This is a genomic window from Pseudaquabacterium inlustre (genome assembly GCF_038066595.1).
Classification (GTDB): domain Bacteria; phylum Pseudomonadota; class Gammaproteobacteria; order Burkholderiales; family Burkholderiaceae_C; genus Pseudaquabacterium; species Pseudaquabacterium inlustre.
Genome location: NZ_JBBUTH010000009.1, coordinates 295,064 through 318,888, shown reverse-complemented (window position 1 = coordinate 318,888; position 23,825 = coordinate 295,064). Strand labels below are relative to the sequence as shown.

17 protein-coding genes are annotated in these 23,825 nt (G+C 71.1%); 12 read left to right on the top strand and 5 right to left on the bottom strand.

Annotation, left to right across the window (positions count from 1 at the left end; genetic code table 11):
• Positions 1 to 26 precede the first annotated feature (26 nt).
• Positions 27 to 1,403 carry an MATE family efflux transporter gene (locus AACH10_RS18880; RefSeq protein WP_341412037.1) on the top strand — a complete coding sequence of 459 codons (1,377 nt, stop codon included), beginning with the start codon at positions 27 to 29 and terminating at the stop codon, positions 1,401 to 1,403.
• A gap of 1 nt (position 1,404) precedes the next feature.
• Here AACH10_RS18880 and AACH10_RS18875 read toward each other — a convergent pair whose 3' ends face one another.
• Positions 1,405 to 2,085: a nitroreductase gene (locus tag AACH10_RS18875; protein WP_341412036.1), complete on the bottom strand. Its 681-nt coding sequence runs from the start codon at positions 2,083 to 2,085 to the stop codon at positions 1,405 to 1,407.
• Positions 2,086 to 2,472: 387 nt separating this feature from the next.
• Between AACH10_RS18875 and AACH10_RS18870 the strand changes: the two genes are divergently transcribed.
• The 9 genes from AACH10_RS18870 to AACH10_RS18830 all read left to right on the top strand — a co-directional run bounded on the left by AACH10_RS18870 (position 2,473) and on the right by AACH10_RS18830 (position 15,691).
• Complete coding sequence (locus AACH10_RS18870; RefSeq protein ID WP_341412035.1) at positions 2,473 to 4,710, top strand: S8 family serine peptidase; 2,238 nt, start codon at positions 2,473 to 2,475, stop codon at positions 4,708 to 4,710.
• A 128-nt stretch (positions 4,711 to 4,838) separates the two neighbouring features.
• Positions 4,839 to 7,541: a putative bifunctional diguanylate cyclase/phosphodiesterase gene (locus AACH10_RS18865; protein WP_341412034.1), complete on the top strand. Its 2,703-nt coding sequence runs from the start codon at positions 4,839 to 4,841 to the stop codon at positions 7,539 to 7,541.
• 135 nt (positions 7,542 to 7,676) lie between these two features.
• A complete protein-coding gene (locus tag AACH10_RS18860; RefSeq protein WP_341412033.1) occupies positions 7,677 to 8,552 on the top strand; it encodes a branched-chain amino acid ABC transporter permease in 876 nt (291 codons plus the stop codon).
• 87 nt (positions 8,553 to 8,639) lie between these two features.
• The gene (locus tag AACH10_RS18855; protein ID WP_341412032.1) at positions 8,640 to 9,716 is read left to right on the top strand and encodes a branched-chain amino acid ABC transporter permease; all 1,077 of its coding nucleotides are present in this window, start codon (positions 8,640 to 8,642) and stop codon (positions 9,714 to 9,716) included.
• A complete protein-coding gene (locus AACH10_RS18850) occupies positions 9,713 to 10,510 on the top strand; it encodes an ABC transporter ATP-binding protein (RefSeq protein ID WP_341412031.1) in 798 nt (265 codons plus the stop codon). Before AACH10_RS18855 ends, AACH10_RS18850 begins: the two co-directional genes overlap by 4 nt.
• Positions 10,507 to 11,319 (top strand): ABC transporter ATP-binding protein, encoded by an 813-nt coding sequence (locus AACH10_RS18845; RefSeq protein ID WP_341412030.1) that lies wholly within the window; start codon positions 10,507 to 10,509, stop codon positions 11,317 to 11,319. The genes AACH10_RS18850 and AACH10_RS18845 overlap by 4 nt, the downstream gene beginning before the upstream one ends.
• Before the next feature lie 8 nt (positions 11,320 to 11,327).
• Positions 11,328 to 13,220, top strand: coding sequence for an AMP-dependent synthetase/ligase (locus AACH10_RS18840; RefSeq protein ID WP_341412029.1), 1,893 nt, complete (start codon positions 11,328 to 11,330; stop codon positions 13,218 to 13,220).
• A 153-nt stretch (positions 13,221 to 13,373) separates the two neighbouring features.
• On the top strand, positions 13,374 to 14,465 hold the full coding sequence (locus AACH10_RS18835) for an esterase/lipase family protein (RefSeq protein ID WP_341412028.1): 1,092 nt from the start codon (positions 13,374 to 13,376) through the stop codon (positions 14,463 to 14,465).
• A gap of 65 nt (positions 14,466 to 14,530) precedes the next feature.
• A complete protein-coding gene (locus AACH10_RS18830; RefSeq protein ID WP_341412026.1) occupies positions 14,531 to 15,691 on the top strand; it encodes an MBL fold metallo-hydrolase in 1,161 nt (386 codons plus the stop codon).
• Positions 15,692 to 15,724: 33 nt separating this feature from the next.
• Here AACH10_RS18830 and AACH10_RS18825 read toward each other — a convergent pair whose 3' ends face one another.
• Together AACH10_RS18825 and AACH10_RS18820 are read right to left on the bottom strand one after the other, a co-directional pair.
• Complete coding sequence (locus AACH10_RS18825) at positions 15,725 to 17,098, bottom strand: TIGR03790 family protein (RefSeq protein WP_341412025.1); 1,374 nt, start codon at positions 17,096 to 17,098, stop codon at positions 15,725 to 15,727.
• 41 nt (positions 17,099 to 17,139) lie between these two features.
• A complete protein-coding gene (locus tag AACH10_RS18820) occupies positions 17,140 to 18,774 on the bottom strand; it encodes a Vgb family protein (protein ID WP_341412024.1) in 1,635 nt (544 codons plus the stop codon).
• A gap of 178 nt (positions 18,775 to 18,952) precedes the next feature.
• On the opposite strand from AACH10_RS18820, the gene AACH10_RS18815 reads away from it, so the two are divergent.
• Both AACH10_RS18815 and AACH10_RS18810 read left to right on the top strand, forming a co-directional pair.
• Positions 18,953 to 19,777, top strand: coding sequence for an SDR family NAD(P)-dependent oxidoreductase (locus AACH10_RS18815; RefSeq protein WP_341412023.1), 825 nt, complete (start codon positions 18,953 to 18,955; stop codon positions 19,775 to 19,777).
• Positions 19,778 to 19,922: 145 nt separating this feature from the next.
• Complete coding sequence (locus AACH10_RS18810; RefSeq protein WP_341412022.1) at positions 19,923 to 20,714, top strand: enoyl-CoA hydratase/isomerase family protein; 792 nt, start codon at positions 19,923 to 19,925, stop codon at positions 20,712 to 20,714.
• Positions 20,715 to 20,853: 139 nt separating this feature from the next.
• Here AACH10_RS18810 and AACH10_RS18805 read toward each other — a convergent pair whose 3' ends face one another.
• Together AACH10_RS18805 and AACH10_RS18800 are read right to left on the bottom strand one after the other, a co-directional pair.
• Complete coding sequence (locus AACH10_RS18805; protein WP_341412021.1) at positions 20,854 to 22,782, bottom strand: methyl-accepting chemotaxis protein; 1,929 nt, start codon at positions 22,780 to 22,782, stop codon at positions 20,854 to 20,856.
• Between the two features lie 122 nt (positions 22,783 to 22,904).
• Positions 22,905 to 23,729 carry an ABC transporter substrate-binding protein gene (locus AACH10_RS18800; RefSeq protein WP_341412320.1) on the bottom strand — a complete coding sequence of 275 codons (825 nt, stop codon included), beginning with the start codon at positions 23,727 to 23,729 and terminating at the stop codon, positions 22,905 to 22,907.
• Positions 23,730 to 23,825 lie beyond the last annotated feature (96 nt).

The window sequence follows — 23,825 nt, the reverse complement described above, 5'->3', positions numbered from 1 at the left end:
TTTCCCGCCATGCCAAGGGCCCTGAATTGACCTCTGTTTCGCGCAGCTTCATGGCCCGGCCGCGGCTGCTGCCGCTGGCCGGCCCGCTGTTCGCCGAGCTGCTGCTGGGCATTGCGGTGGGCGTGCTCGGCACCGTGCTCGCGGCCCGGCTGGGCGACCGGCACGGCGCCGCCTTCGCGCTGGCCAACCAGGTGCTGGCCATGCTGTTCATCTTCTTCCGCATTGTCGGGGCGGGGGTGGGCGTGGTGGTGTCGCAGGCCCTGGGCGGCCGCCGCCGTGACGAAGCCGACCGCGTGGCCCGCGCCACGCTGGGGGCGGCCACCTGGATCGGCGGCCTGGGGGCGCTGGGCGCGCTGCTGGGCGCCGGCCCGCTGCTGCGGCTGATGAACGCGCCGCCCGAGGTGCTGCCGCTGGCCACCGTGTTCCTGCAGACGCTGGCGCCGGCCGTGCTGCTGGATGCCTGGAACGCCACGCTGGCCAGCGTGCTGCGCTCGCACCTGCAGGCGCGGCCCACGCTGCGGGTGATCGTGGCCACCCAGTTGCTGCACCTGGGCCTGGCCTGGCCGGCCATGTCCGACGCGAGCTGGGGCTGGGGCCTGGGCCTGCCGGGCTTTGCCCTGGCGCTGCTGGCCAGCCGGGTGCTGGGCGTGCTGCTGCTGGGCCAGCTGTGGCGGCAGCGCCTGGGCCTGCACACCGTGGCCTCCGACTGGTGGTGCCTGCCACGGCGCACGCTGGCGCCGGTGCTGCACATCGGCCTGCCCGGCGCGGCCGAGAACATCGCCTGGCGCCTGGCCTTCATGGTCAGCGTGGCGGTGGTGGGCGGCATGGGCACGGCGGCCGTGGCCACGCAGGCCTACACCATGCAGGTCATGCACCTGCTGCTGCTCACCGGCCTGGCCACGGGCTTGTCGGCCGAGATCGTGGTCGGGCACCTGGTGGGGGCCGGCCGGCTGCACGAGGCGCACCGCCTGGTGCGGCGCGCGATGGGCGTGGGCCTGCTGGTCAGCGGGGGCCTGGCGCTGCTGGCGGCGCTGGCCGGCCCGCGGCTGCTGGGCCTGTTCACCGACGACGCGGCCATCGTTGCCGCCGGTGCCACGCTGCTGTGGCTGACGCCGCTGCTGGAGACCGGCCGCACCTTCAACCTGGTGCTGGTGAACGCGCTGCGCGCCGCCGGCGACGCACGCTACCCGGTGCTGGCCGGCGCGGCCAGCTTTGCGCTGGTGCTGGCCGGCGGCAGCTGGCTGCTGGGCAGCCAACTGGGCCTGGGGCTGGCCGGCGTGTGGGTGGCCTATGCGGCCGACGAGTGGATCCGCGGCCTGCTGATGTGGCGCCGCTGGGCCGGCCAGGGCTGGGTGCCGCATGCGCGGCAGGCGCACCGCCGGCTGCGGCTGGCCCGCCAGTGAATCAGATGCCGTGGAAGGTGGCGAACTCCTCCAGCGGCGCGCGCTGCGCCTGCAGGGCGTTCACCGGGTGCTCCGGATTGGCGTAGCCGATGGCCATGCCGGTGAACAGCATGCGCTCGGGTGGCAGGCCCAAAAAGTCGCCCACGGTCTTCGGGTAGACCGACCAGGCCTCCTGCGCGCAGCTGTCCAGGCCTTCTTCCTTCAGCAGCAGCATCACGCTCTGCAGGTACATGCCCAGGTCGCTCCACTGCGGCGGGCCCATGCGGCGGTCCACGCTGCAGAACAGCAGCACCGGGGCGCCGAAGCCCTCGTAGTTGCGTGCAAACCAGCGCAGCCGCGCGGCGCGGTCCTCGCGCGGCACGCCGAGGCGGGCGTACATGTCCTCGCCGATCTGGAAGCGGCGGTCTCGGTAGGGTGACACCAGCTCCTTCGGGTAGATGCTGTACTCGGGTTGCTCGGTGGGCTCGCCAGCGGCTGCCGCGGCTTGCACCTTCTTGACGCGGGCCAGCAGATCCTTCAGCGGCTCGCCGGCCACCACGTCGATGTGCCAGGGCTGCAGGTTGCCGCCCGAGGCCGAGCGCGCCGCGGTGGTCAGCACCTTGCGGATCAGGTCGCCCGGCACGGGCTTGGGCAGGTAGTCGCGGATCGATCGGCGGGCGGCGAGGGCGTCGGCCACGTGCATGGGCGGTCTCCGGTCAGGCGTTGCGGGTGGTTATGGCACGACGTTAGCGCATGACGGCGCTGTGTCCGTCGCGGCGGCGACGAAGCCCGGGCGGCGCCCACTGGCCGCAAGACGGGTGGCAGCCGCCGGGTGCACGCCCGATGCGGGCCGGATGCGGCTGGCATGGTGGTGGGGGGCCGCCGTGACGGGCGTCACACCGCCGGGGCTCAAGTTCGGGCGGCAGCGGCCGAGGGCTTCGGGCCGGGTGCGGCAGCGTGACATTCGCACGGCGACTAGCGCACGTTCTGTCACACCCCACCCCCCATTCGGGTGGGGTCGCCGCGATGATGCCGGCCTTCGGCACGTTAAGAGCCTGACACGGATCGCGCCGCACAAAAGGAAGACAAGATGGGTTTTCTGACGCCATTCATCGTGCTGATCGAGCGCCGCATGCTGCGACCGCTGCTGCTGGCGCTGCTGTCGAGCCTGGCGCTGGTGCTCGGCCTGGGCGTGCACGCGGGCGGGCAGGTGAAGCACCGCAAGATCGCGCGCGACCTGGAGGTGGCCGCGGCATCGCCCACCCAGCCGGGCCACCGCTGGGTGCGCCAGGCCAACGGCCAGCGCATGGTGGAAGCCGTGATCGTCGGCCAGGGCAGCGACCCCGAACTGCGTGCGCTGCGCAAGCACATCACCGCCATCGGCGGCACGGTGAACGGGCGCTTCAGCGCCATCAACGCGCTGCTGGCCACGGTGCCGGCCAAGGCGCTGAAGTCGATCGACGACCGCGATGACGTGGCCTCGGTGTCGCCCAACCGCAGCACGCGGCATTCGGTCAGCACGCTGGAGACGGTGACCGGTGCCGCCACGCCGGCGGTGCGCAGCTACGCGGGCCTGCCCGGCAGCTACAGCGGCCTGGACGGCGCGGGCGTGGGCATCGCGGTGCTGGACTCCGGCGTGATGACCACGCACGAGAGCCTGTCCAACGGCCTGGGCGCCAGCCGCGTGGTGCGCCAGGTCAGCCTGGTGGGCAAGGCCGCGGCCAACCTGGCGGCCAATGCCTATGCGCCCGGCAGCCCCGAGCGCCAGGCCTACGAGGCGTCGCTGAATGTCGGCGTGAGCCTGGACTACGACCCCTACGGCCACGGCTCGCACGTGGCGGCGGTGGCCGCGGGCCGCCGCGGCAGCGGCGCGATGGACATCGCCGGCATGGCGCCGGGCGCCTCGATCATCGATGTGCGCGTGCTCGACAACAGCGGCACGGGCTCGATCGCCGACCTGCTGGCCGGCATCGACTGGGTCATCGACAACGCTCGCACCTACAACATCCGCGTGATGAACCTGAGCCTGGCGTCCAGCAGCACCGAGTCGTGGCAGACCGACCCGGTGGCGCGTGCCGTGCGCAGCGCCACGGCGGCTGGCATCACGGTGGTGGCGGCGGCCGGCAATTTCGGACAGGCCAACGGCACCACCACCTACGGCACGGTGGGCTCGCCGGGGCTGGATCCGTCGGTCATCACCGTGGGCTCCACGCACATGAACGGCACGCCCATTCGCGGTGACGACACGGTCAACGGCTTCAGCTCGCGCGGCCCCACGCGCGGCGGTGCCGTGGATGCCAACGGCGTGCGCTACCCCGACAACCTGATCAAGCCCGACCTGGTGGCGCCGGGCAACCGCATCGTGTCGCTGGGTGCCACGTCGGAGCTGGGCGGCTGGAACAAGCTGGCCCAGGGCACGCCGGCCCTGGTCAGCGGCCTGGGCACGCAGTTGCTCAAGCGCTCGGCCATGATGCTCAGCGGCACCTCGATCGCCGCGCCGGTGGTCAGCGGCGCCGCCGCCGTGCTGCTGCAGGCCAACCCCGGCCTGACGCCGCCGATGATCAAGGCCATCCTGCAGTACACCGCCCAGCCGCTGCCCAATGCCAGCCTGGTCGACCAGGGCGCCGGCATGATCAACCTGGAAGGCGCGGTGCGCCTGGCCAAGGCGCTGCGCACCGACACGCTCGACCGCCTGGCCGCCGGCACGCTGACCGCTGGTGCCGCCATCAACGCCACGGCGCTGCCGGCGCCGTCGACCACGATCAACGGCCAGACCTTCGCCTGGTCGCAGATCGTGATCCTGGGCGGCCGGCAGATCGTCAGCGGCACCGACCTGTTCACCAAGTGGCAGCCGATCTACGACCCGCGCCTGGCCTGGGGCGGCAAGACGGTGCGCAAGCAGCTCGTCACCTACTGGCCGGCGCCGGCCGGCACGCCTTGGTACAACTACGTGCCCAAGGCCTTCAGCGACAGCATCGCCCCCAACGGCGCGCTGCTGACCGCGGGCGTGCGCAGTGCCACGGCGCTGGCCGGCATCAGCTCCAAGACCGGCAAGACTGGCGTGTTCCTGCCCTCGGCCACGCTGGCCGGCTGGCTGGGCGCCGGCAGCGGCGTGACCCTGGCCTCGGGCGTGGTGCTCAGCGAGGGGGTGGTGCTCAGCGAGGGCGTGGTGCTCAGCGAGGGCGTGGTGCTCAGCGAAGGCGTGGTGCTCAGCGAGGGCGTGGTGCTCAGTGAGGGCGTGGTGCTCAGCGAGGGCGTGGTGCTCAGCGAGACCGCCAACGGCACGGTGCGTGCCACCGCGTTGCCTGGCATGCTGGGCGAGCCCTGAGCCACCGGCCGGCGCCTCAAGATCGCCCGGCGCCGGCCGACAACCAGACAGAGCCCCAGGTGGGTGCCTGCCCCGTGCGGCAGGACACCTCGTTGCCCAGTAGTCGCTGGGGTGCCCTCACGCAGCCGATGTCCTCCACGCCGACGGATCCTCCCGACGACCGCCGCCAGCCGCCCGCAGGGCCCTGGCGCCGGCTGCACGCCTCGCTGATGCCCGACTACAACCGGCGCGCCACCGGGTACTGGTGGAGCGTGGTGGCGCTGGGCGCCGTGGCACTGGGCCTGGCCATGGGCTGGATGGCGGGGCAGCGCGGCGGCGTGCTGCTGCAGGTGCTGGTGGGCTGCGGCATCACCATGCTCGCCGGCCTGTTTCCGGTGCGCATCCCGGGCTCGCGCAATTCCTTCGCGGCCGGTGAGCTGTTCATCATGCTGCTGCTGCTGCTCAACGGCCCGGCGGCTGCGGCGCTGGCGGCGGCGGGCGAGGCCTTCGTGGGTGCCGCCCGCACCAGCAAACGCTGGACCAGCCGCATCATCAGCCCGGCCACCGCCTGCCTGTCGATGATGGTCTGCGGCTCGCTGTTCCAGATGGCCACGGCCGCGCTGGCCCGTCATGGCCCCGACAGCGCGCTGGCCGAGGCCTTCGTGCTGCTGCTGGCCATGGTGGCGGCGATCGGCCACTTCCTGCTCAACACCACGCTGATCTCGCTGGTGCCGCATCTCAAGCGCAACGAGCCGCTGCGCTGGAGCAGTTTCGTGCAGAGCTTCGGCTGGGTGGGCACCACCTATGCCGCCAGCGCGCTGATCGCCGGCCTGCTGTACCTGGTGTTCAAGGCCTCTGGCGTGGGCGTGATGGCCGGCGCCGTGCCGATCATCATCGTGCTGCTGGTGATGCTGCACTACCACTTCCGCCAGCGCGAGAGCGACGAGAAGGCCAATGCGCTGCGCATCGAGGCTGCCGAGCGCGAGGCGGCGCAGTCGGCCCGGCATCTGCAGCAACTGCGCGAGAGCGAGCGGCGATTCCACAGCGCGTTTTCCCATGCCGCCATCGGCATGGCTCTTGTCTCGGCCGATGGCCGGGTGCTGCAGGCCAACCCGGCGCTGGCGCAACTGCTGGGCTGCGGCGACGAGGAGCTGGCCGGCCGCGACTTCATGCGCCATGTGCACCGTGACGACCTGCCGCTGCTGGAGCGGCAGTGGCGCAGCCTGGTGGATGCGGGCGGGCCGTTGCGCCCCGGCGGCACGGACGAGGAGGGCGCCGACACCGACGAGACCGCCGCCGCGGTGGAACTGCGCTGCCTGCGCAGCGACGGCAGCCAGGTGGCGGTGGCCGTGCACAGCGGCCACTTCGCTGACCGCCACGCCAGCGAGCCCTGCCTGATCCTGCAGGTGCAGGACATCAGCGCCCGCCGCGAGGCCGAGGCCAAGCTGCAGCACATCGCCTACCACGACAGCCTCACCGCGCTGGCCAACCGCATCCGCTTCGGCGACTGCCTGGCCCAGGCGATCGCGCGCAGCAAGCGCGACGCCGGCTACCGCTTCGCGGTGATGTACCTGGACTTCGACCGCTTCAAGCTCATCAACGACACGCTGGGCCATGCCGCGGGCGACCGCTTCCTGACCCTGGTGGCGCAGCGCATCCGCGAGGCCGTGCGGCCCGGCGACACGGTGGGCCGGCTGGGCGGCGACGAGTTCGCGATCCTGATCGACGGCCTGGCCGACGAGGCCCCCACGCTGGCCATGGCCGAGCGCCTGCAGCGCATGCTGGCCGAGCCCTACCTGCTGGACGGCACCGAGGTCAACAGCAGCGCCAGCATCGGCATCACCTTCAGCACCGTGGGCTACGACACGCCCGGTGACGTGCTGCGCGATGCCGACATCGCCATGTACCGCGCCAAGTCGGCCGGCCGGGCGCGCACCGCGCTGTTCGACGCCAGCCTGCGCGCGCAGCTGGCCGAGCAGGTGAACCTCGAGCGCGACCTGCGCCGCGCCATCGAGCAGACGCAGCTGTCGCTGGCCTTCCAGCCGATCTACGACCTGGCCAGCGGCCGCATCGACAGCTTCGAGGCCCTGGTGCGCTGGGACCACCCCGAGCTGGGCGCCGTGCCGCCGGCCACCTTCATCCCGATCGCCGAGGACTCGGCGATGATCTCGCCGCTGACCGACTGGGTGCTGGCCAGCGCCTGCCGCCGGCTGCGCGAGTTCCAGCAGCTGCAGGGCCAGGGCCTGCGGGCGCGCCTGCATGTCAATGTGTCGGGCACCGACATGTGCCGCAGCAACTTCGTCGCCCGGGTGTCCACGGCGCTGCTGAGCAACCAGCTCGAGCCGGGCCAGCTGACGCTGGAGATCACCGAGAGCACGCTGATGCACCGGCTGGATGCCGCGCTGCAGGTGATGGCGCAGCTGCGCGAGATCGGCGTGGGCCTGTCGGTGGACGACTTCGGCACCGGCTATTCCTCGCTGGCCTACCTGTCCACGCTGCCCATCACCAGCCTGAAGATCGACCGCTCCTTCGTGCAGCGGCTCAACGCCGACGCCCGCGATGCCAAGGACGCCGAGGTGGTGCGCGCCGTCATCACGCTGGGCAATGCGCTGGGCAAGACGGTGATCGCCGAGGGCATCGAGACCCCCGAGCAGCTGGCCCAGCTGCGCCTGATGGGTTGCCAGTTCGGCCAGGGCTATCTGCTGGCGCGGCCCTTGACGCCCGAGATGGCCGGGGCCCTGGCCCAGGCCGAGCGCCTGCGCGATGCCCCGCCGGGCGCCGTCGCGGACCGCGATGCCGATGCACCGGCCAATGTGCCGGCCAACGTGCCGGCCAGCGCCGCACTGCCCTGAGCCTGGGGCTTTCCCCGGTAAGGCCCTGCACCGGCCGGGGCACAGCATGTACGCACAAGACGGCCTGACAGCCGGCCCGTAGTCTCGCGCCCATCGTCCCCAGAGACGGCGGCATGCCGCCGCAGGAGAAGGCGCTTGGAGTTCGTGCAACTGCTGGTTTCGGGCATATCGCTGGGGTGCATCTATGCCCTCATCGCGCTGGGCTTCGTGCTCATCTACAAGGCCACTGAAACGGTCAATTTCGCCCAGGGCGAGCTGATGATGCTGGGCGCCTTCGGCGCGCTGGTGCTGATGAAATGGGGCCACTGGTCGTTCTGGGCCGCAGCGCCGGTGGCGGTGGCCGGCATGCTGGCGGTGGGCATCGCGCTCGAGCGCCTGGTGATCCGGCCCATCCTGGGCCAGCCGCAGTTCACCGTGGTAATGCTCACCATCGGCGTGGGCTACACGGCGCGTGGCCTGATCTCGATGCTGCCCGAGATCGGCACCGAGACCAGCACCATCGACGTGCCCTACAAGGGCCAGGTGCTGAACCTGGGCGGCGCGGTGATCAGCGTGGAGCAGCTGGCCGTGATCGTGATGACCGGCCTGCTGTGCGGGCTGCTGTTCCTGATGTTCCGCTTCAGCAAGGTGGGCATCGCGATGCAGGCGGCCTCGCAGAACCAGCTGGCTGCCTACTACATGGGCATCCCGGTGCGCCAGCTCAACGGCCTGGTGTGGGGCCTGTCGGCCGCGGTGGCGGCGCTGGCCGGCCTGCTGCTGGCACCCATCACCTTCGTGCACGCCAACATGGGCTTCATCGGGCTGAAGGCCTTTCCGGCCGCGGTGGTGGGCGGCTTCGGCAGCCTGCCCGGCGCGGTGGTGGGCGGGCTGGTGATCGGCATCGTCGAGGCCATGGCCGGCTTCTACCTGCCCGAGGGCTTCAAGGACATCGCCGCCTATGTGGTGGTGCTGGTGATGCTGGTGGTCAAGCCCAACGGGCTGTTCGGTGGCGCGATGCGCAAGAAAGTCTAGACATGTCCGCCCCCACGTCACTTCGTTCCTGCCCCCCGAGGGGGTTCTCAGTCGCCTTGGGGCGGCCCGGCGGCAACTGAGTCCAGCATGCGCTTTCTTTTCAAAACGACCTACGAGCAGGACATCCGGCTCGTCGAACACAACGGCCAGGCCTTCTGGTACGGCCTGCTGCTGGCCGCGGCGCTCACTGCGCCGTGGTGGGCGGGCGACTACGCGCTCAGCCAGCTCAGCTTCGTGCTGGTGTACGCCATCGCCGGCCTGGGGCTGATGGTGCTGTCGGGCTTCACCGGCCTGGCATCCATCGGCCATGCCGCCTTCATGGGCGTGGGCGCCTACACCGAGGCGGTGCTGGCCAGCCGCGGCTGGCCGTTCCCGGTGAGCATGGCCTTCGCGGCCCTGCTGTCGGCAGCGGTGGGCGTGGTGGTGGGGCTGCCGGCGCTGCGCGTCAAGGGCATCTACCTGTCGATCGCCACGCTGGCCTTCGGCTTCATCGTCGAGGAGGTGCTGGCGCGCTGGGAGAGCGTGACCAAGGGCAATGCGGGCCTGAGCGTGGTGAAGCCGCAGCTCTTCGGCCTGGACCTGAGCTCGCAGAACGCGTTCTACTTCATCGCCCTCGGCACCTGCCTGCTGGTGACGTTGGGCGTGATGAACCTGCTGCGCTCGGCCACCGGACGGGCCTTCATCGCCATCCGCGACAGCGAGATCTCGGCGCAGAGCATGGGCATCCACCTGGCCGGCTACAAGACGCTGTCGTTCGCGCTGTCGGCGGCCATCGTGGGCCTGGCCGGTGCGCTGTATGCGCACAAGCTCAGCTTCATCTCGCCCGACCAGTTCGGCATCGGCCAGTCCATCGACTTGCTGCTGCTGGTGGTGGTGGGCGGCCTGGGCTCGGTGCATGGCGCGTTCTTCGGTGCGGTGTTCCTGATCGCCATGCCGCAGGGCATCGCGGTGGCCAAGGACTGGCTGCCACCGGCCATCGGCCAGGCCACCGGCCTGCAGGCGGTGGTCTACGGCCTGGTGCTGATGGCCTTCGTGCTGTTCGAGCCCATGGGCCTGTACGGCCGCTGGCTGAAGGTGCGCACCTGGCTGCAACTGTTCCCGTTCTACCGCAAGGGCATGTTCAAGCGTCAAAAGAGCTACACCAAGTCAGAGAGGCTGAAATGAGCGCGCTGCTGGAAGCCAGGGATCTGAGCGTGCGCTTCGGCGGCGTGCTGGCGGTCAACAAGGTCAGTTTCGATGTGCGGCGCGGCGAGGTGTTCACGCTGATCGGCCCCAACGGTGCCGGCAAGACCACGGTGTTCAACCTGATCAGCCGCATCTACCAGCCCACCACCGGCACGCTCAGCTTCGAAGGCCAGCCGCTGGACGCGCTGGCGCCGCACGCGATCGCGGCGCTGGGCATCGCGCGCACCTTCCAGAACATCGAGCTGTTCGAGAACGCCACGGTGCTGCAGAACCTGCTGATCGGCCACCACATCCACCGCGGCACCGGCTTCTGGAGCAACCTGTTCTTCACGCCGGCCACGCGCCGCGCCGAGCACGCCGCCCGGCTGCGCGCCGAGGAGGTGATCGACCTGCTGGACCTGCAGCACTACCGCGACACCCATGTGGCGGGCCTGCCGTATGGCAAGCGCAAGGTGGTGGAGCTGGCGCGCGCGCTGTGCACCGGCCCCAAGTTGCTGCTGCTGGACGAGCCCTCGTCGGGCCTCAATGTCGAGGAAACCGAGGACATGGCCTGGTGGATCCAGGACATCAAGAGCGAACTGGGCATCACCGTGCTGATGGTGGAACACGACATGACGCTGGTCTCGCGCGTCTCCGACCGCGTGCTGGCGATGAACCAGGGCGAGGTGCTGGCACTCGGCACACCGGCCGAGGTGCAGAGCCATGCCGGTGTGATCGAGGCCTACCTGGGCACCATCGACGATGTGTCCAGCCTGCGGAGGCAAGCCGCATGAGTGCCGTGTTGAATGCCGTGCCGCCGGCCGCGGCGGACAGCGAAATCCTGCTGTCGCTGGCCAATGTCGAAAGCGCCTACGGCCCGATCAAGGCCATCCGCGGCGTCAGCCTGAAGGTGCGGCGTGGCGAGATCGCCACCGTGCTGGGCAGCAACGGCGCGGGCAAGAGCACCATCCTGAAGACCATCTCCGGCGTGCTGGATCCGCTGCGCGGCACGGTGCAGTTCAAGGGCCAGGACATCACCGGCAAGGACCCCGCCGAGATCGTGCGCCGCGGCCTGGCCCATGTGCCCGAGGGCCGCGAGGTGTTCCCGCTGCTGAGCGTGCGCGACAACCTGCTGATGGGCGCCTTCACCCGCAACGACAAGGACGGCGTGGCGGAGGACATCGAGCGCGTGTTCGGCTACTTCCCGATCCTGAAGGAGCGCGAGCGCCAGGACGCCGGCCTGCTGTCGGGCGGCCAGCAGCAGATGCTGGCGATCAGCCGTGCGCTGATGGCCCGGCCCGAACTGATCCTGCTCGACGAGCCCAGCCTGGGCCTGTCGCCGCGGCTGACCAAGGAGATCTTCGAGATCGTCGTGCGCATCAACCGCGAGCGCGGCACCACCATCCTGCTGGTCGAGCAGAACGCCAACATGGCGCTGAACGCCGCCGACTACGGCTACGTGCTCGAGAACGGCCGCATCGTGATGGAAGACCGCTGCGACATCCTGCGCGAGAAGGAGGACATCCGCGAGTTCTACCTCGGCATGAAGGAATCCGGCGTGCGCGGTGAGCGGCGCTGGAAGAAGAAGAAAACGTGGCGATGAGCACCCCGATGAGCAACGCAGTCGATCCCCACCGCATCGTCACCGCCAACCGGCCGGGCTGGGCGCCGGAACCGTTGCCCTTCGACACGGTGGCCAAGATGTTCTGGCACCGTGTGAAGGAACTGGGCGACGCGGTGATGATGCGCCAGAAGGATCTGGGCCTGTGGCGCAGCTACACCTGGAACGAGGTGGCCACCATCGTCACCGAGATCGGCGCCGGCCTGGTGAGCCTGGGCTACCAGCCGGGCGAGGTGATCTCGGTGCTGTCCAACACCTGCCGCGAATGGGTGTGGACCGATCTGGCCGGCCTCTCGATGGGCGGTGCGGTCAACGGCATCTACCCTACCGATGCGGCGGTGCAGGTGCAGTACCTGTGCGCTGATTCAGGATCGGTGTTCCTGTTCGTCGAGGACGACGAGCAACTCGACAAGTGGCTGGAGATGCGCGATCAGCTGCCGCTGCTGCGCAAGGTGGTCATCTTCAACATGGAAGGCCTGACCCAGTTCAGCGACCCCGATGTCATCAGCCTGGACCAGCTGCGCGAGGCGGGCCGCGCCTACCTGAAGCAGCATCCCGGCCTGCTGCAGGAGCGACTTGCCAGCCGCGGGCCGGAGGATCTGGCCGTGCTGGTCTACACCTCGGGCACCACCGGCAAGCCCAAGGGCGCGATGATGCTCAACCGCAACCTGTGCGCGGTGCTGGCGTCCACCAACCCGGGTCTGTTCCAGGACCTGCCCGAGGCCGAGGAGCGCGTGGCCTTCCTGCCGCTGTGCCACATCGCCGAGCGGCTGATCGGCGAGTACGTGTCGATCTACCGGCGCTCGGTGGTGAACTTCGTCGAGAACCCCGAAACCGTGTTCGAGAACGTGCGCGAGGTGCAGCCGCATGTGTTCTTCGCCGTGCCGCGGGTGTGGGAGAAGATGTACTCCAGCGTCAGCATCGCGCTGAAGGAGGCCGGCAAGCTGCAGCAGCTGGCCTATGCCTGGGCCATCGGCGTGGGCACGAAGGTGGCGGCGCTGAAGGAGAAGGGCGGCACGCCGGGCGGCCTGCTGGCTGCGCAGTACGCCGTGGCGCGCGTGGCCGTGCTGGGCAATGTGCGGCGCATGCTGGGCCTGAACCGCGTGCACCTGGCCCTCACCGGCGCGGCGCCGATCTCGCCCGAGCTGATCCGCTGGTACCTGGCACTCGGCATCCCGCTGCGCGAGGGCTGGGGCATGACCGAAACCTGCGGCGGCGGCACCGTCACGCCGCGCGACGCCACGCGGCCGGGCAGCATCGGCATTCCGGGGCCGGGCGTGGAGATGCGCATCGCGCCGGTCACGCACGAGATCCTGCTGCGCGGCGACAACCGCTTTGCCGGCTACCTGAACCTGCCCGAGAAGACCGCCGAGGCCATCGACGCCGAGGGGTGGCTGCACACCGGCGACGTGGGCCGCGTCGACGATCAGGGCTGGTTCTACATCACCGACCGCATGAAGGACATCATCATCACGGCCGGCGGCAAGAACATCACGCCCAGCGAGTGGGAGAACCAGCTCAAGTTCAGCCCTTACGTCACCGACGCGGTGGTGATCGGCGACAAGCGCGCCTACCTCAGCTGCCTGGTGATGATCGACGAGGAGAACGTGGCCCAGTGGGCGCAGGACCGCGACGTGCAGTTCAGCGACTTCAAGAGCCTGTGCCGCGCGCCCGAGGTCATCACGCTGATTGGCGAGGAGATCGAGAAGGTCAACAAGGCCTTCGCCCGGGTGGAGCAGATCAAGCAGTTCCGCCTGATCGAGCAGCGCCTGACCGCTGAAGACGAAGAGCTCACGCCGACGATGAAGCTCAAGCGCTCGCTGATCAACAAGAAGTACGCCGATTTGATCGAAGGCATGTACAAGGGCCAGGCCGCGGCTTGATCCACCGCAGACGGCGGCGGCTGCTGCCCGCTGCACCGCCCTTGGCGCGGCTGACGGCCGGCTGACATTGATCTGCCGCAGACCCCGCCACCGGCGGCTGAGCGCCAATGTTTCACCGGCCACAGGGCTGGCCGGTGGAACAGCGAGGCTCCGATGCGCGGCAACCAGCACCTATTTCCCCCGGCGGCATGGCCTCTTGCGGCCCGGGCGCCCGAGTCCGGCACGCCCTGGGCCTGGCCACCCGGCGAGGATGCGCTGACCCAGTTGCTCGACCAGATCGGCGTGGGCGATGCCGCCCACCCGGCGCCGCTTCGTGACGGCCTGGTGGCCGTGCTCAACGGCTTGCTGGGCGACCACCTGCAGCGCGCCGACCATGCGCTGGCCACCCAGATGCAGCTGCGGCGGGGCGGCCACCGCCTGAACCTGCCGCTGGGCGCCGGCGCCTGGGCCGAGCCGCCGCACCAGCGCGTGGTGCTGCTGGTGCACGACCTGTGCCTGGACGAGCACAGCTGGCAGCGCGATGGCCACGACTATGCGGCGCAGCTGGGCAGCACCCTGGATGCCAGCGTGCTGCACCTGCGCTACAGCAGCGGGCTGCGCATCTCGGCCAACGGCGCGCTGCTGAACCGGCTGCTGGCCGAACTGCACCAGGCGTGGCCGGTGCCGCTGCGCGGCATCGACATCGTCGGCCATGGCATGGGCGGCCTGGTGGCGCGCAGCGCCTGTGCCCAGGCCGAGGGCGCTGACGAGGCCTGGCGCCGCGCGCTGCGGCGGCTGGTGTTCCTGGGCACGCCGCACCACGGCCTGCCGCTGGACCACATGCGGCCCTGGCTGCGCCGCGTGCTGGGGCTGCGCCAGGCCTCGGCACCGCTGGCCCGGCTGGCCCGCCTGCGCAGCGACGGCGTGGCCGACCTGCGCCACGGCAACCTGCTGGCCGCCGACTGGCAGCCGCACGACCACTTCGACACCCGCGACCACCGGGTGCCGGTGCCGCTGCCCGACGGTGTGGAGTGCCATGCGCTGGCTGGCTGCTTGCCGGCACGGGTGGGCCGCCATGGCGCGCCGCGCCAGCCGGGCGATGGGCTGGTGCCGGTGGACAGCGCCATGGGCCGCCACGCCAACCCGGCACGAGACCTGGCGCTGCCCGAGCGCAACTGCTGGGTGGGCGAGGACCTGCACCACCTGGAGCTGCTCAGCCACGCCCGCGTCTACCGCCGGCTGCTGTACGCGCTGTCGGACGCCTGAGCGCCGCATTGGGCGCCGGCGGGCCATGCCCAGCGGCCGCGGGGCGGCTGGCGCACAATCGGCCGATGCCTGCTACCGATTCCGCTCCTGCCGCCGCGGCCAGCGCCGACGGCCGTCCCGACCTGCCCCCCGAGGCCGACGAAGCCATCGCCGAGCCGCCCTACAAGCTCGACTACCCCTGGGCCGAGGCGCCCGCGCCCGGCCAGCCGCTGGAGGTGGCGCCCGGCGTGCTGTGGCTGCGCCTGCCGATGCCCTTTGCGCTGAACCACATCAACCTGTGGCTGATTGCCGACGAGGACGCGCAGGGCCCCGGCTGGGCCCTGGTGGACACCGGCACCAAAACGCCCGAGGCCCTGGCCGTGTGGCGCGCGCTGATCGCCGAGGACGGCCCGCTGGCCGCCACGCCGCAGGGCGCGCGCATCACCCGCATCTTCTGCACCCACATGCACCCCGACCATGTGGGCATGGCCGGCTGGCTGACCCGCAAGTTCCAGTGCCGGCTGTGGATGACGCGCGAGGAATACCTGACCTGCCGCGTGCTGGCCGCCGACACCGGCCGCGAGGCGCCGGAGGATGGCGTGCGCTTTTATCGCCAGTGCGGCTGGCCCGAGGAGGCCATCGACGTCTACCGCGCGCGCTTCGGCGGCTTCGGCAAGTTCGTGCACCCGCTGCCCGAGAGCTTCCGCCGCATCGTCGATGGCGAGGTGATCCGCATTGGCGCGCACGACTGGCGCGTCATCGTCGGCCGTGGCCATTCGCCCGAGCACGCCTGCCTGGTGTGCGACGACCTGAAGGTGCTGGTCTCGGGCGACCAGGTGCTGCCCAAGATTTCGTCGAACGTCAGCGTGTTTCCCACCGAGCCCGACGCCGACCCGCTGGGCGACTGGATCTCGTCGCTCGAGAAGCTGCACGGCGCACTGGGCGATGACCTGCTGGTGCTGCCGGCGCACAACGAGCCCTTCCGCGGCCTGCACGCGCGGCTGCAGCGCCTGATGCGTGGCCACCAGCGCGGGCTGCAGCGCCTGGGCCGCACGCTGCGCGACGGGCCGCGCCGCGCCATCGACGTGTTCGGCGCGCTGTTTGCCCGCCCCATCGACGGCAAGGGCGAGCTGCTGGGCATGGCCACCGGCGAGAGCATGGCGCACCTGAACCACCTGGTGCACCGCGGCGAGGTGCGCGCCGAGCTCGATGCCGCCGGCGTGCGCTGGTACCGCTGGGTGGCCTGACGACGCTGCGCTTGTGGCGGGCCGGGGCCGTCGTCAAGGCCCCAGCAGACAAGCCTGTGCCGGCCGCAGCGGGCAGGGGCCGATCAGGCCGAGCCGGCCACCCGACTCGGCCAGCGGGCCGAGCGGCACACGCCAGGTCACCGGCTGGGGCTGGCCGGCGGTGCGGCTGGCGGCAGGCGCCGACAGCACCTGCCAGGGGCTGGCGCCACTGCGCTGCCAGGCCACACGGTAGGTGGCGCCGCGGCGCAGGCTGCGCGTGTGAAGCAGCAGTTCGCCGTCGCTGATCTGTGCGCTGGGCGCATCGGGCCAGGGCCGCGCCAGCGGTTCGCCAACGAACAGGCCCTGGCCGGGCCAGGCCACCGATTTCCAGTAGGCCTCGATCAGCGTGGCGCCGCGCAGGTAGTGGTCCACCAGCACCGTGGCGCGCGGAAATTTCTGCACATGGTTGCAGGGCTCTTCCACCGTGCCGTAGCTGCCGGTGGCGCCGGCCGCCAGCCAGGCCAGCGCCGTCATCTGGCCATGGCCGTCGGGCAGCGCGCCGCCGGTGGAGGTGAGGTGGTCGGCCACCGCGCCGGGCACGAAGCGCAGCGTGTCCAGCTTGTCCACCCGGGCCAGGCCTGTGAAGTAGAACAGCACGTCGCTGCGGTCGGCGAGGGCATTGCCCGGTGCCGAAGCGGGGGCGCTGGCACCGTTGGCGGCGCTGTGGTCCAGGTATTGCCAGGCCAGGCCCGGTGCTTGCGCCCAGCCGGCCGGCAGCTGCGCCAGATCGGGCCAGCGCACGCTGCGAGCGGCGTCGCTGGTGCGCAGCGCATAGCCGGTGCCGGTGGGCTGGCTGCCATCGGCGGCCAGGCCGCGCGCGATCAGCGCCTCGGCTTCGGCCAGCGTGCGCGCGCCCAGCATCATCGACGGGCGGATGCGCAGGTCGGTGTAGGGCCGGGTGCTGTCGCTGTCGAAGTAGGGCGAGGGCAGGGTGGGCGCGCACTGGCCGCACAGCCGTGCGTCGAAGCCGAAGGCCATGGCCGCCGTGATGCTGGCCGCACAGCGCTCGCCCTGCACGCGCGAGGGCTGGGTGAAGGTGAGCAGCGTGGCCTGCACCTTGGGGCCCAGGCGGGCGTCGATGGCGGCCTTGACCGCGGCGAACTCGGTCGCGCCGATGGCATCGCGCCCGGCCGGCAGCGCCACGCGCACCATGTGCGATTCCGGGATGCCGCGGGCGCGCTGGTAGGCCAGGCCGACGGCCTCGCTGAGCGGGTCGCCCTCGGCGATCACCACGGCCAGCTCGGCCGCGGTAATGGCGCTGCGGGGCAGGGTGGGCAGGGCCGGGGCGGCGGCGGCGCCGGACCCCAGTGCGGGCAGAACGGCAAACAGCAGCGCCGACAGCAGGCGCAAGGCACGGACAACAGGCATGCGCGGTTTGTACCGCGGATGCCTGCCGGCCAAAGCCCCGATCAGCGTGCCGGCCGCACGCGGTAGACCCCGTTGTTGCGGTCGGCGCTGAAGAACACGTTGCCCTGGGCGTCCACCGTCACGCCGGTGGGCACATAGGGCGGCGGCATGCCGGGGCCGCCGGACAGGCCGATCGGCAGCCGGTCGGCCAGCGTGCGCCGCGTGTTGCCGGCCAGGTCGATCTCGGTCAGCTTGCCCGCTGCGGTCTCGGCCACCACCAGCGAGCCCCAGGGCGTGAAGGCCAGGCCTTCGGGCAGGGCCAGGCCGGTGGCCACCGTGGTCTTGGCGCCGTCAGCCAGGTTCACGCGCACCACATTGCCCGCGGCCTCGCTGACGTACAGCGCGCCATCGGGGCCCAGCGTCATCTGCACCGGGCCGGCCAGGCCGCTGGCCACGGTGGCGCGCTCATGCCAGTCCTTGCCATGGGCACGCAGGATGCTGCCGGTGGCGATCTCGGCCACCAGCACCGTGCCGTCGGGCAGCGGCAGCGCGTCGTACGGCGCCTTGAAGCCATGCAGCATCGCCAGGGTCTTGTTCGTCTCTCGGTCCAGCACCTGCACCGTGCCGGTGAACCAGGAAGCCAGCGCCACATGTTTGGCGCTCAGGCCCAGCGAGAACGGGTACTCCATGTCCGACGACTGCATGCGCTTCAGGTCGGTCACCTCGCCGCTGGACGCGTCGATGCGGCGGTAGGCAAACACATCGGCCAGCCACAGCTGGCCACCATCGGCCTTCAGGCCGGCAGGCACGGCGGTCTTGCCGCGCGTCAGCGTGCGCTGCGCGCCGGTGGCGGGGTTGACTTCGATGACCGCGTTGTCGGCCATGTTCGAGACATAGATCAGGCCGTTGTCGGGCGCGATGGCCAGGTTGTCGAGTGCGGTGGCCAGCTGCGCCACCACGGTCTTGCGACCGTTGGCCAGCGCCACCTTGCTCAGCTCGCCGGTGACCGTGTCCACCACCCACAGGTTGCCCTTGCCGTCCAGGTTGGCGGCGGCCGGGATCTTGAACTCCGAATTGATCACCGTGATCTGGCCCGTGGCGGGATCGACCTTGGCCACGCTGTTCTTGAACCACAGCGGGCCGTACAGCATGCCGTCGGGGCCGACCTCGAAGCCGTTGAAGCCGCCCAGGTCCTTGGCGATCAGCCGCGGCGGCTTGACGCCGTCGCGGTCGATCTCCCACAGCGCATCGCCCAGGAACACCTGTGAGGCGTAGAGCTTGCCGTTGCGGCGGTCGAAGTCCAGCGAGTTGAGGCCGGGCAAGCCTTGCGCCAGCACCTTCATCGGCGCCGCATCGTTGTCGCGATACCGCAGCATGCCCATCAGGTAGTTGGTCCAGGCCAGCTCGCCCTTGGGCCCCACGGCGATGTCGTCGGCCTGGCCCTCGGGGCCGCCGATCAGGATCTTGGCCGCACCGGTCTGGCGGTCGACCTGCCAGATGGCATTGCCCACCACGCTGCCGGCCAGCAGGCGGCCTTGCGTGTCCACCGCCAGGCCATGCACGCCGGTGAAGGACGAAGGCGCCACCACCGCCTCGGGCGCCGACCATCCGGCCGGACGGGTGGGCGGCTGCGTGGCGCAGCCGGCGGCCAGGGCCAGCACGGCGGTGGCCAGCAGGGTTAGCAAGGGGGTGCGCATCGGGGGTCTCCTTGAGTGGGTGTTGGCGGACGGGGGCGCCGTCGGCGGCCAATGTAGGCGCGGCCCCTTGGCCGCCATGTCGCTTGCATGACGCGGCAGGATCAGGGTTAGCACCTTGGTCACGGCCAGGGCGGCGGCGCAAACTGAAACGCCACTCAGGTCGATGCAGGAGCAGGTCATGGGCAAGCTCGAAGGCAAGGTGGCGATCGTTTCCGGTTCGGGCCGAGGCATCGGCCGGGCCATTGCACTGAAGCTGGCGCGCGAGGGGGCGCGGGTGGTGGTCAACGACCTCGACCCCGGCTGTGCCGAGGAGGCCCTGGCCGCCGTGCGGGCGGCGGGCAGCGAAGGCGCGGTGTGCGTGGGCAATGTCACTGCCGACGGCTTTGCCGAACGCTTCGTGGCCACCGCGGTACATCAGCTGGGCGGGCTGGACATCATCGTCAACAACGCCGGCTACACCTGGGACGAGCCGATCCACAAGATGGACGACCGCCAGTGGCATGCGCTGCTGGAGGTGCATCTCACCGCGCCCTTCCGCATCCTGCGTGCGGCGGGCAGCTTCATCCGCCACGCCGCGAAGGAAGAGGCGGCGGCCGGGCGCGAGGTGTTCCGCAAGGTGGTCAACATCTCGTCGATCAGCGGCCTGCACGGACGCAGCGCCCAGGCCAACTATGCGGCGGCCAAGGCCGGCGTCAACGGCCTGACCGTGGCGCTGGCCAAGGAGTGGGGGCGCCACAAGGTCAACGTCAACAGCGTGGCCTTCGGCATGATCCGCACGCGCCTGACCGAGGGTGGCGCCGATGGCCGCACCCACATCGACATCGACGGCCAGCGCATCGAGGTGGCCAACAACCCCGGCCTGTTGAAGGGCGCCGAGGCGGCGGTGCCGCTGGGCCGCGCCGGCACACCGGAAGAAGCGGCGGGTGCCGTCTACCTGCTGTGCAGCCCGGAGAGTCACTACATCACAGGGCAAGTCCTGGTCTGCTCGGGCGGTCTGCCTTGATGGGGCGCCCGGCGCCGCGGGTACGCGACGCCACCCGCCGGGCGGGTTGGCCGCCCGGCTTGGGGCGGCCCGGCGCTCGGTCGGCCTCGCGGCTCCATGGGGCGTGCCAAACTCGCCGCCCATCCCAGGCCACTGACCCGCACCCATGTCCCAGCTCGAGATCCAGATCGCCGACGGCATTGCCACGCTGACGATGAACCGCCCCGATGCGCGCAACGCGCTGGGCGATGAACTGAAGGCCGCATTCGCGGCCGCCGTGCCGGCGCTGGTGCGCGATGGCGATGTGCGTGCCGTGGTGCTGACCGGCGCCGGCGGCGTGTTCTGTGCCGGTGGCGACCTGCGCGCCATGCTGGCCGCGCGCGAGGGCATGACCACCGAGCGCTGGCGCCAGCGCATGCTGGATCTGCACCCCTGGGTGCGCCAGCTGATGGAGCTGGACAAGCCGCTGATCGCCGCGGTGGATGGCGCGGCCTACGGCGCCGGTTTCAGCCTGGCGTTGATGGCCGACTTCGTGCTGGCCACGCCGGCGGCGCGCTTCTGCCTGTCGTTCATGAAGGTGGGCCTGGTGCCCGACTTCGCCGCCATGCACTCGCTGCCGCGCGTGGTGGGCGTGCAGCGCGCCAAGGAGCTGATGCTGTCGGCGCGCGAACTGCGGGCCGACGAGGCGCAGCAGCTGGGCATCGTGATGGAGCAGTGCGCCGCGGCCGATCTGCTGCCGCGCGCCCAGGCGCTGGCACGCAGCTTCACCGGTGCATCACCGATGGCCATCAGCCTGATCAAGCGCGAGGTGGGCATGGCCCTGGCCACGCCGCTGGACACCACGCTGGCCCACGAGGCCGACCACCAGGCCCTGTGCTACCAGAGCAGCTACCACGCCGAGGCCGCGCGCCGCTTCATCGCCAAGGAGCCGGCGATGTTCAGCTGGCCGCAAACGTAGGGCACTCGGCGCCAGGGAACTGGCACCACCCGACGGGCGGGCTGAGCTCGGACATAAGGCGTCCTGGGGACGGCTTGCGCCTGGCGAAGCGGCCAGCCATGCAGGGCTGGCCGTGGGGATGTCCTTCTGCCCGAGTTCCTCAGGCGTGCGCCGTGCGAAAGCGCGACACGGCGCCCATCATGCGGCTGGCCTGGTCGTGCAGGTTGGCGGCGGCGGCGGCGCTTTCCTCCACCAGCGCGGCGTTCTGCTGCGTGGCCTGGTCGAGCTGGCTGACCGATTCGTTGACCATGCCCAGGCCGGTGGCCTGCTCGGCTGTGGCGCGGCCGATCTCGCCCACCAGGCTGCTGACCTGGCCGGCCCGGTCGACTATCTGCTGCATGGTGTCGCGCGCCTGGCTGACCAGTGCGGCGCCGCTCTCCACCGTCTCGACGCTGTGTCCGATCAGGCCCTTGATCTCGCGTGCGGCGCCGGCCGAGCGCTGGGCCAGCGTGCGCACCTCGGCGGCCACCACCGCGAAGCCGCGGCCCTGCTCGCCGGCACGCGCGGCCTCCACCGCCGCGTTCAGCGCCAGGATGTTGGTCTGGAAGGCGATGCTGTCGATGGTGCCGATGATGTCGGCGATCTTGCGCGAGCTGTCGCTGATGGCGTTCATGGTGCTGGCCACGCGCAGCATCAGTTCGCCACCTTCACCGGCGGTGGTGCTGGCCTGGGTGGCCATCTCGGTGGCCTGGCGGGTGTTGTCGGCGTTCTGGCGCACGGTGCCGGTCAGTTGCTCGAGCGACGAGGCGGCCTGCTGCAGGTTGGCGGCCGCGCTTTCGGTGCGCGCGCTCAGGTCGGCATTGCCGCTGGCGATCTGCGCCGACGCCGTGCCCAGCGACACGCCGCTCGCCTTCACCTCGGCCACCATGCCCGCCAGCTGAGCCATGGCCTGGCCGATGCCACGCGCCAGGTCGCCCAGTTCGTCCCGGCGGTCGGTGGCCACGCGGTGGTCCAGTTCGCCGCGCGACAGGGCCTGCATGGCCGCCTGGGCCGCCTCGGTGCCCGAGCGGATGCTGCGGTTGATGCCCACCACGGCCACCGTGGCGGCCACGACCAGCATCACCACCAGCGAGCCGGCCAGCCCCAGCGCGCGCTGCGACTCGGCCAGGCGTTCCTGCAGCATGGCGTCGACGCGGGCGAACGCCTTGTCACTGAAGCCGTACTGGGCGTCGATGAAGCCGGTCATGGTGTCGAAGTACGCGGTCGACGGCTGGCTCAGCGTCTCGGGGTCGAGCAACTGGCCGCGCACCAGGGCCACGGCGCTGGTGATGGCCTCGCGCGCGGCCTGCATGGGTTGCGCCAGGGCCTGCGCGGTGGCGGGGTCATGGCGTTGCAGGTTCTCCACATCGCGCTGGTAGTCCAGCTGCAGTTGCGCCACGCGCTCCAGCGCGCTCTGCAGGCGGGCGCGTTCGGCCGGCGCCAGGTTCTGGCGCTTCAGGGCCAGCGCGCCCACGGCCCGGCTCTGGCCCAGCAGCTCGGTGATGCGCGGCAGCGTCTCGACCATCGCCGTGATCAGGTAGTAGGTGCCCGGCATCGGGTCGAGGATCATCGTCGAGTCGTCGGCCACGTCGGTCAGCAGGCGGTGCTGCAGGGCCACCAGGTCGGAGTGGCGCTGGAACGCCTCGGCCGGTTGCAGCTTGCGGGCGGCCACGTCGGCCAGCAGGGCCTGCCATTGCTGCTGCACGGCGCGGCGGCGCTCGCCCAGCGGACCGGTGGCGTAGGCGGCCGTGGCGGCCTGGGCCTGTGCCAGGGCCTTGTCGAGGGCCTGGGCCTCGGCTTCGCGGCGCGGGCCCATGGCCTCGTTGCCGCCCAGCCAGCCGTTGGTCAGACCGCGGTGGGTCTGGGTGTGGCGGATCAGCGCCAGCACGGCCCCCACGGCGGGCACGCCGGCCCGTTCAGCGCGGGTGGCCTCGTAGTCGCGCCACTCGGCGCGGATCACCAGCGTTGCCAGCGGCAGCGTCAGCGCACCGAACACGAGGGCCAGCACCAGCACGCGTTGGGTGATGCGCAGGTTTTGCAGGAATTGCATGGGCAGGAGCCTCCTTGGTTGCCTGCACGCCGCTGCCCATGACTGCCGGCCGGACGTGCTGTCTCGCACCTCTCTTCGGCCCCGCGCGTCCGGTCTTGAGGGTTTGCCCGTTGCCGGAGGCCTTAGGTGCCGTGCCGGCGTGACCAGGCCTGCACGATGTCATGCAGCCGGTCCAGGCCGTCGGTCAGCGCGGCCGGCCCGGGTTGCAGGATCAGCGGCGACTTGATCTCGTGCAGTTCCCCGTCGCGCACGGCCGGCACCGCATGCCATCCCGGCCGCGCGGCCACCTGCTCGGGCCGGAACTTCTTGCCGCACCACGAGCCGATGATCAGCTCGGGCGCCGCTGCGATCACTTCGGCCGGGTCGGCGACGATGCGTTCGCGCGCCAGCGAGGCCGTAGCGCGCTGCGGGAACACGTCGTCGCCGCCGGCGATGCCCACCAGTTCGCTGACCCAGCGGATGGCGCTGATCTGCGGGCTGTCCCATTCCTCGAAGTACACGCGCGGGCGGCGCGGCAGGGCGGCAGCGGCGGCGCGCACGCGTTCGATGCGCGCGGACAGCGTGTCGGCCAGCCGTGCGGCGGCGTCGGCCGCGTCCACCAGCGCGCCCAGGCGGCGCACGTAGTCCAGGATGCCGGCCACCGAGCGGTGGTTGCTGATCCAGACCTCCACGCCGGCGCGGATCAGGCCCGCGGCGATGTCGGCCTGCATGTCGGAGAAGCCGATCGCCAGGTCGGGCTGCAAGGCCAGGATGCGGTCGATCTTGGCACTGGTGAAGGCACTCACCCGCGGCTTGTCGCGCCGCGCCTCGGGCGGTCGCACGGTGAAGCCCGAGATGCCCACGATGCGCTGCTGCTCGCCGAGCAGGTACAGCACTTCGGTCGGCTCCTCGGTCAGGCAGACGATGCGCTGCGGTCCGTGGCGGCGCCGCGACGCGGGCGAGGGCATGGGCGTGGGGTCGGCAGGGAGATTCACGGCGCACGATTGTGCAGCCGGTTCTTTTCCGGCCTTTGGTGGTGTGATGATGTGATAAAACCGTTGACT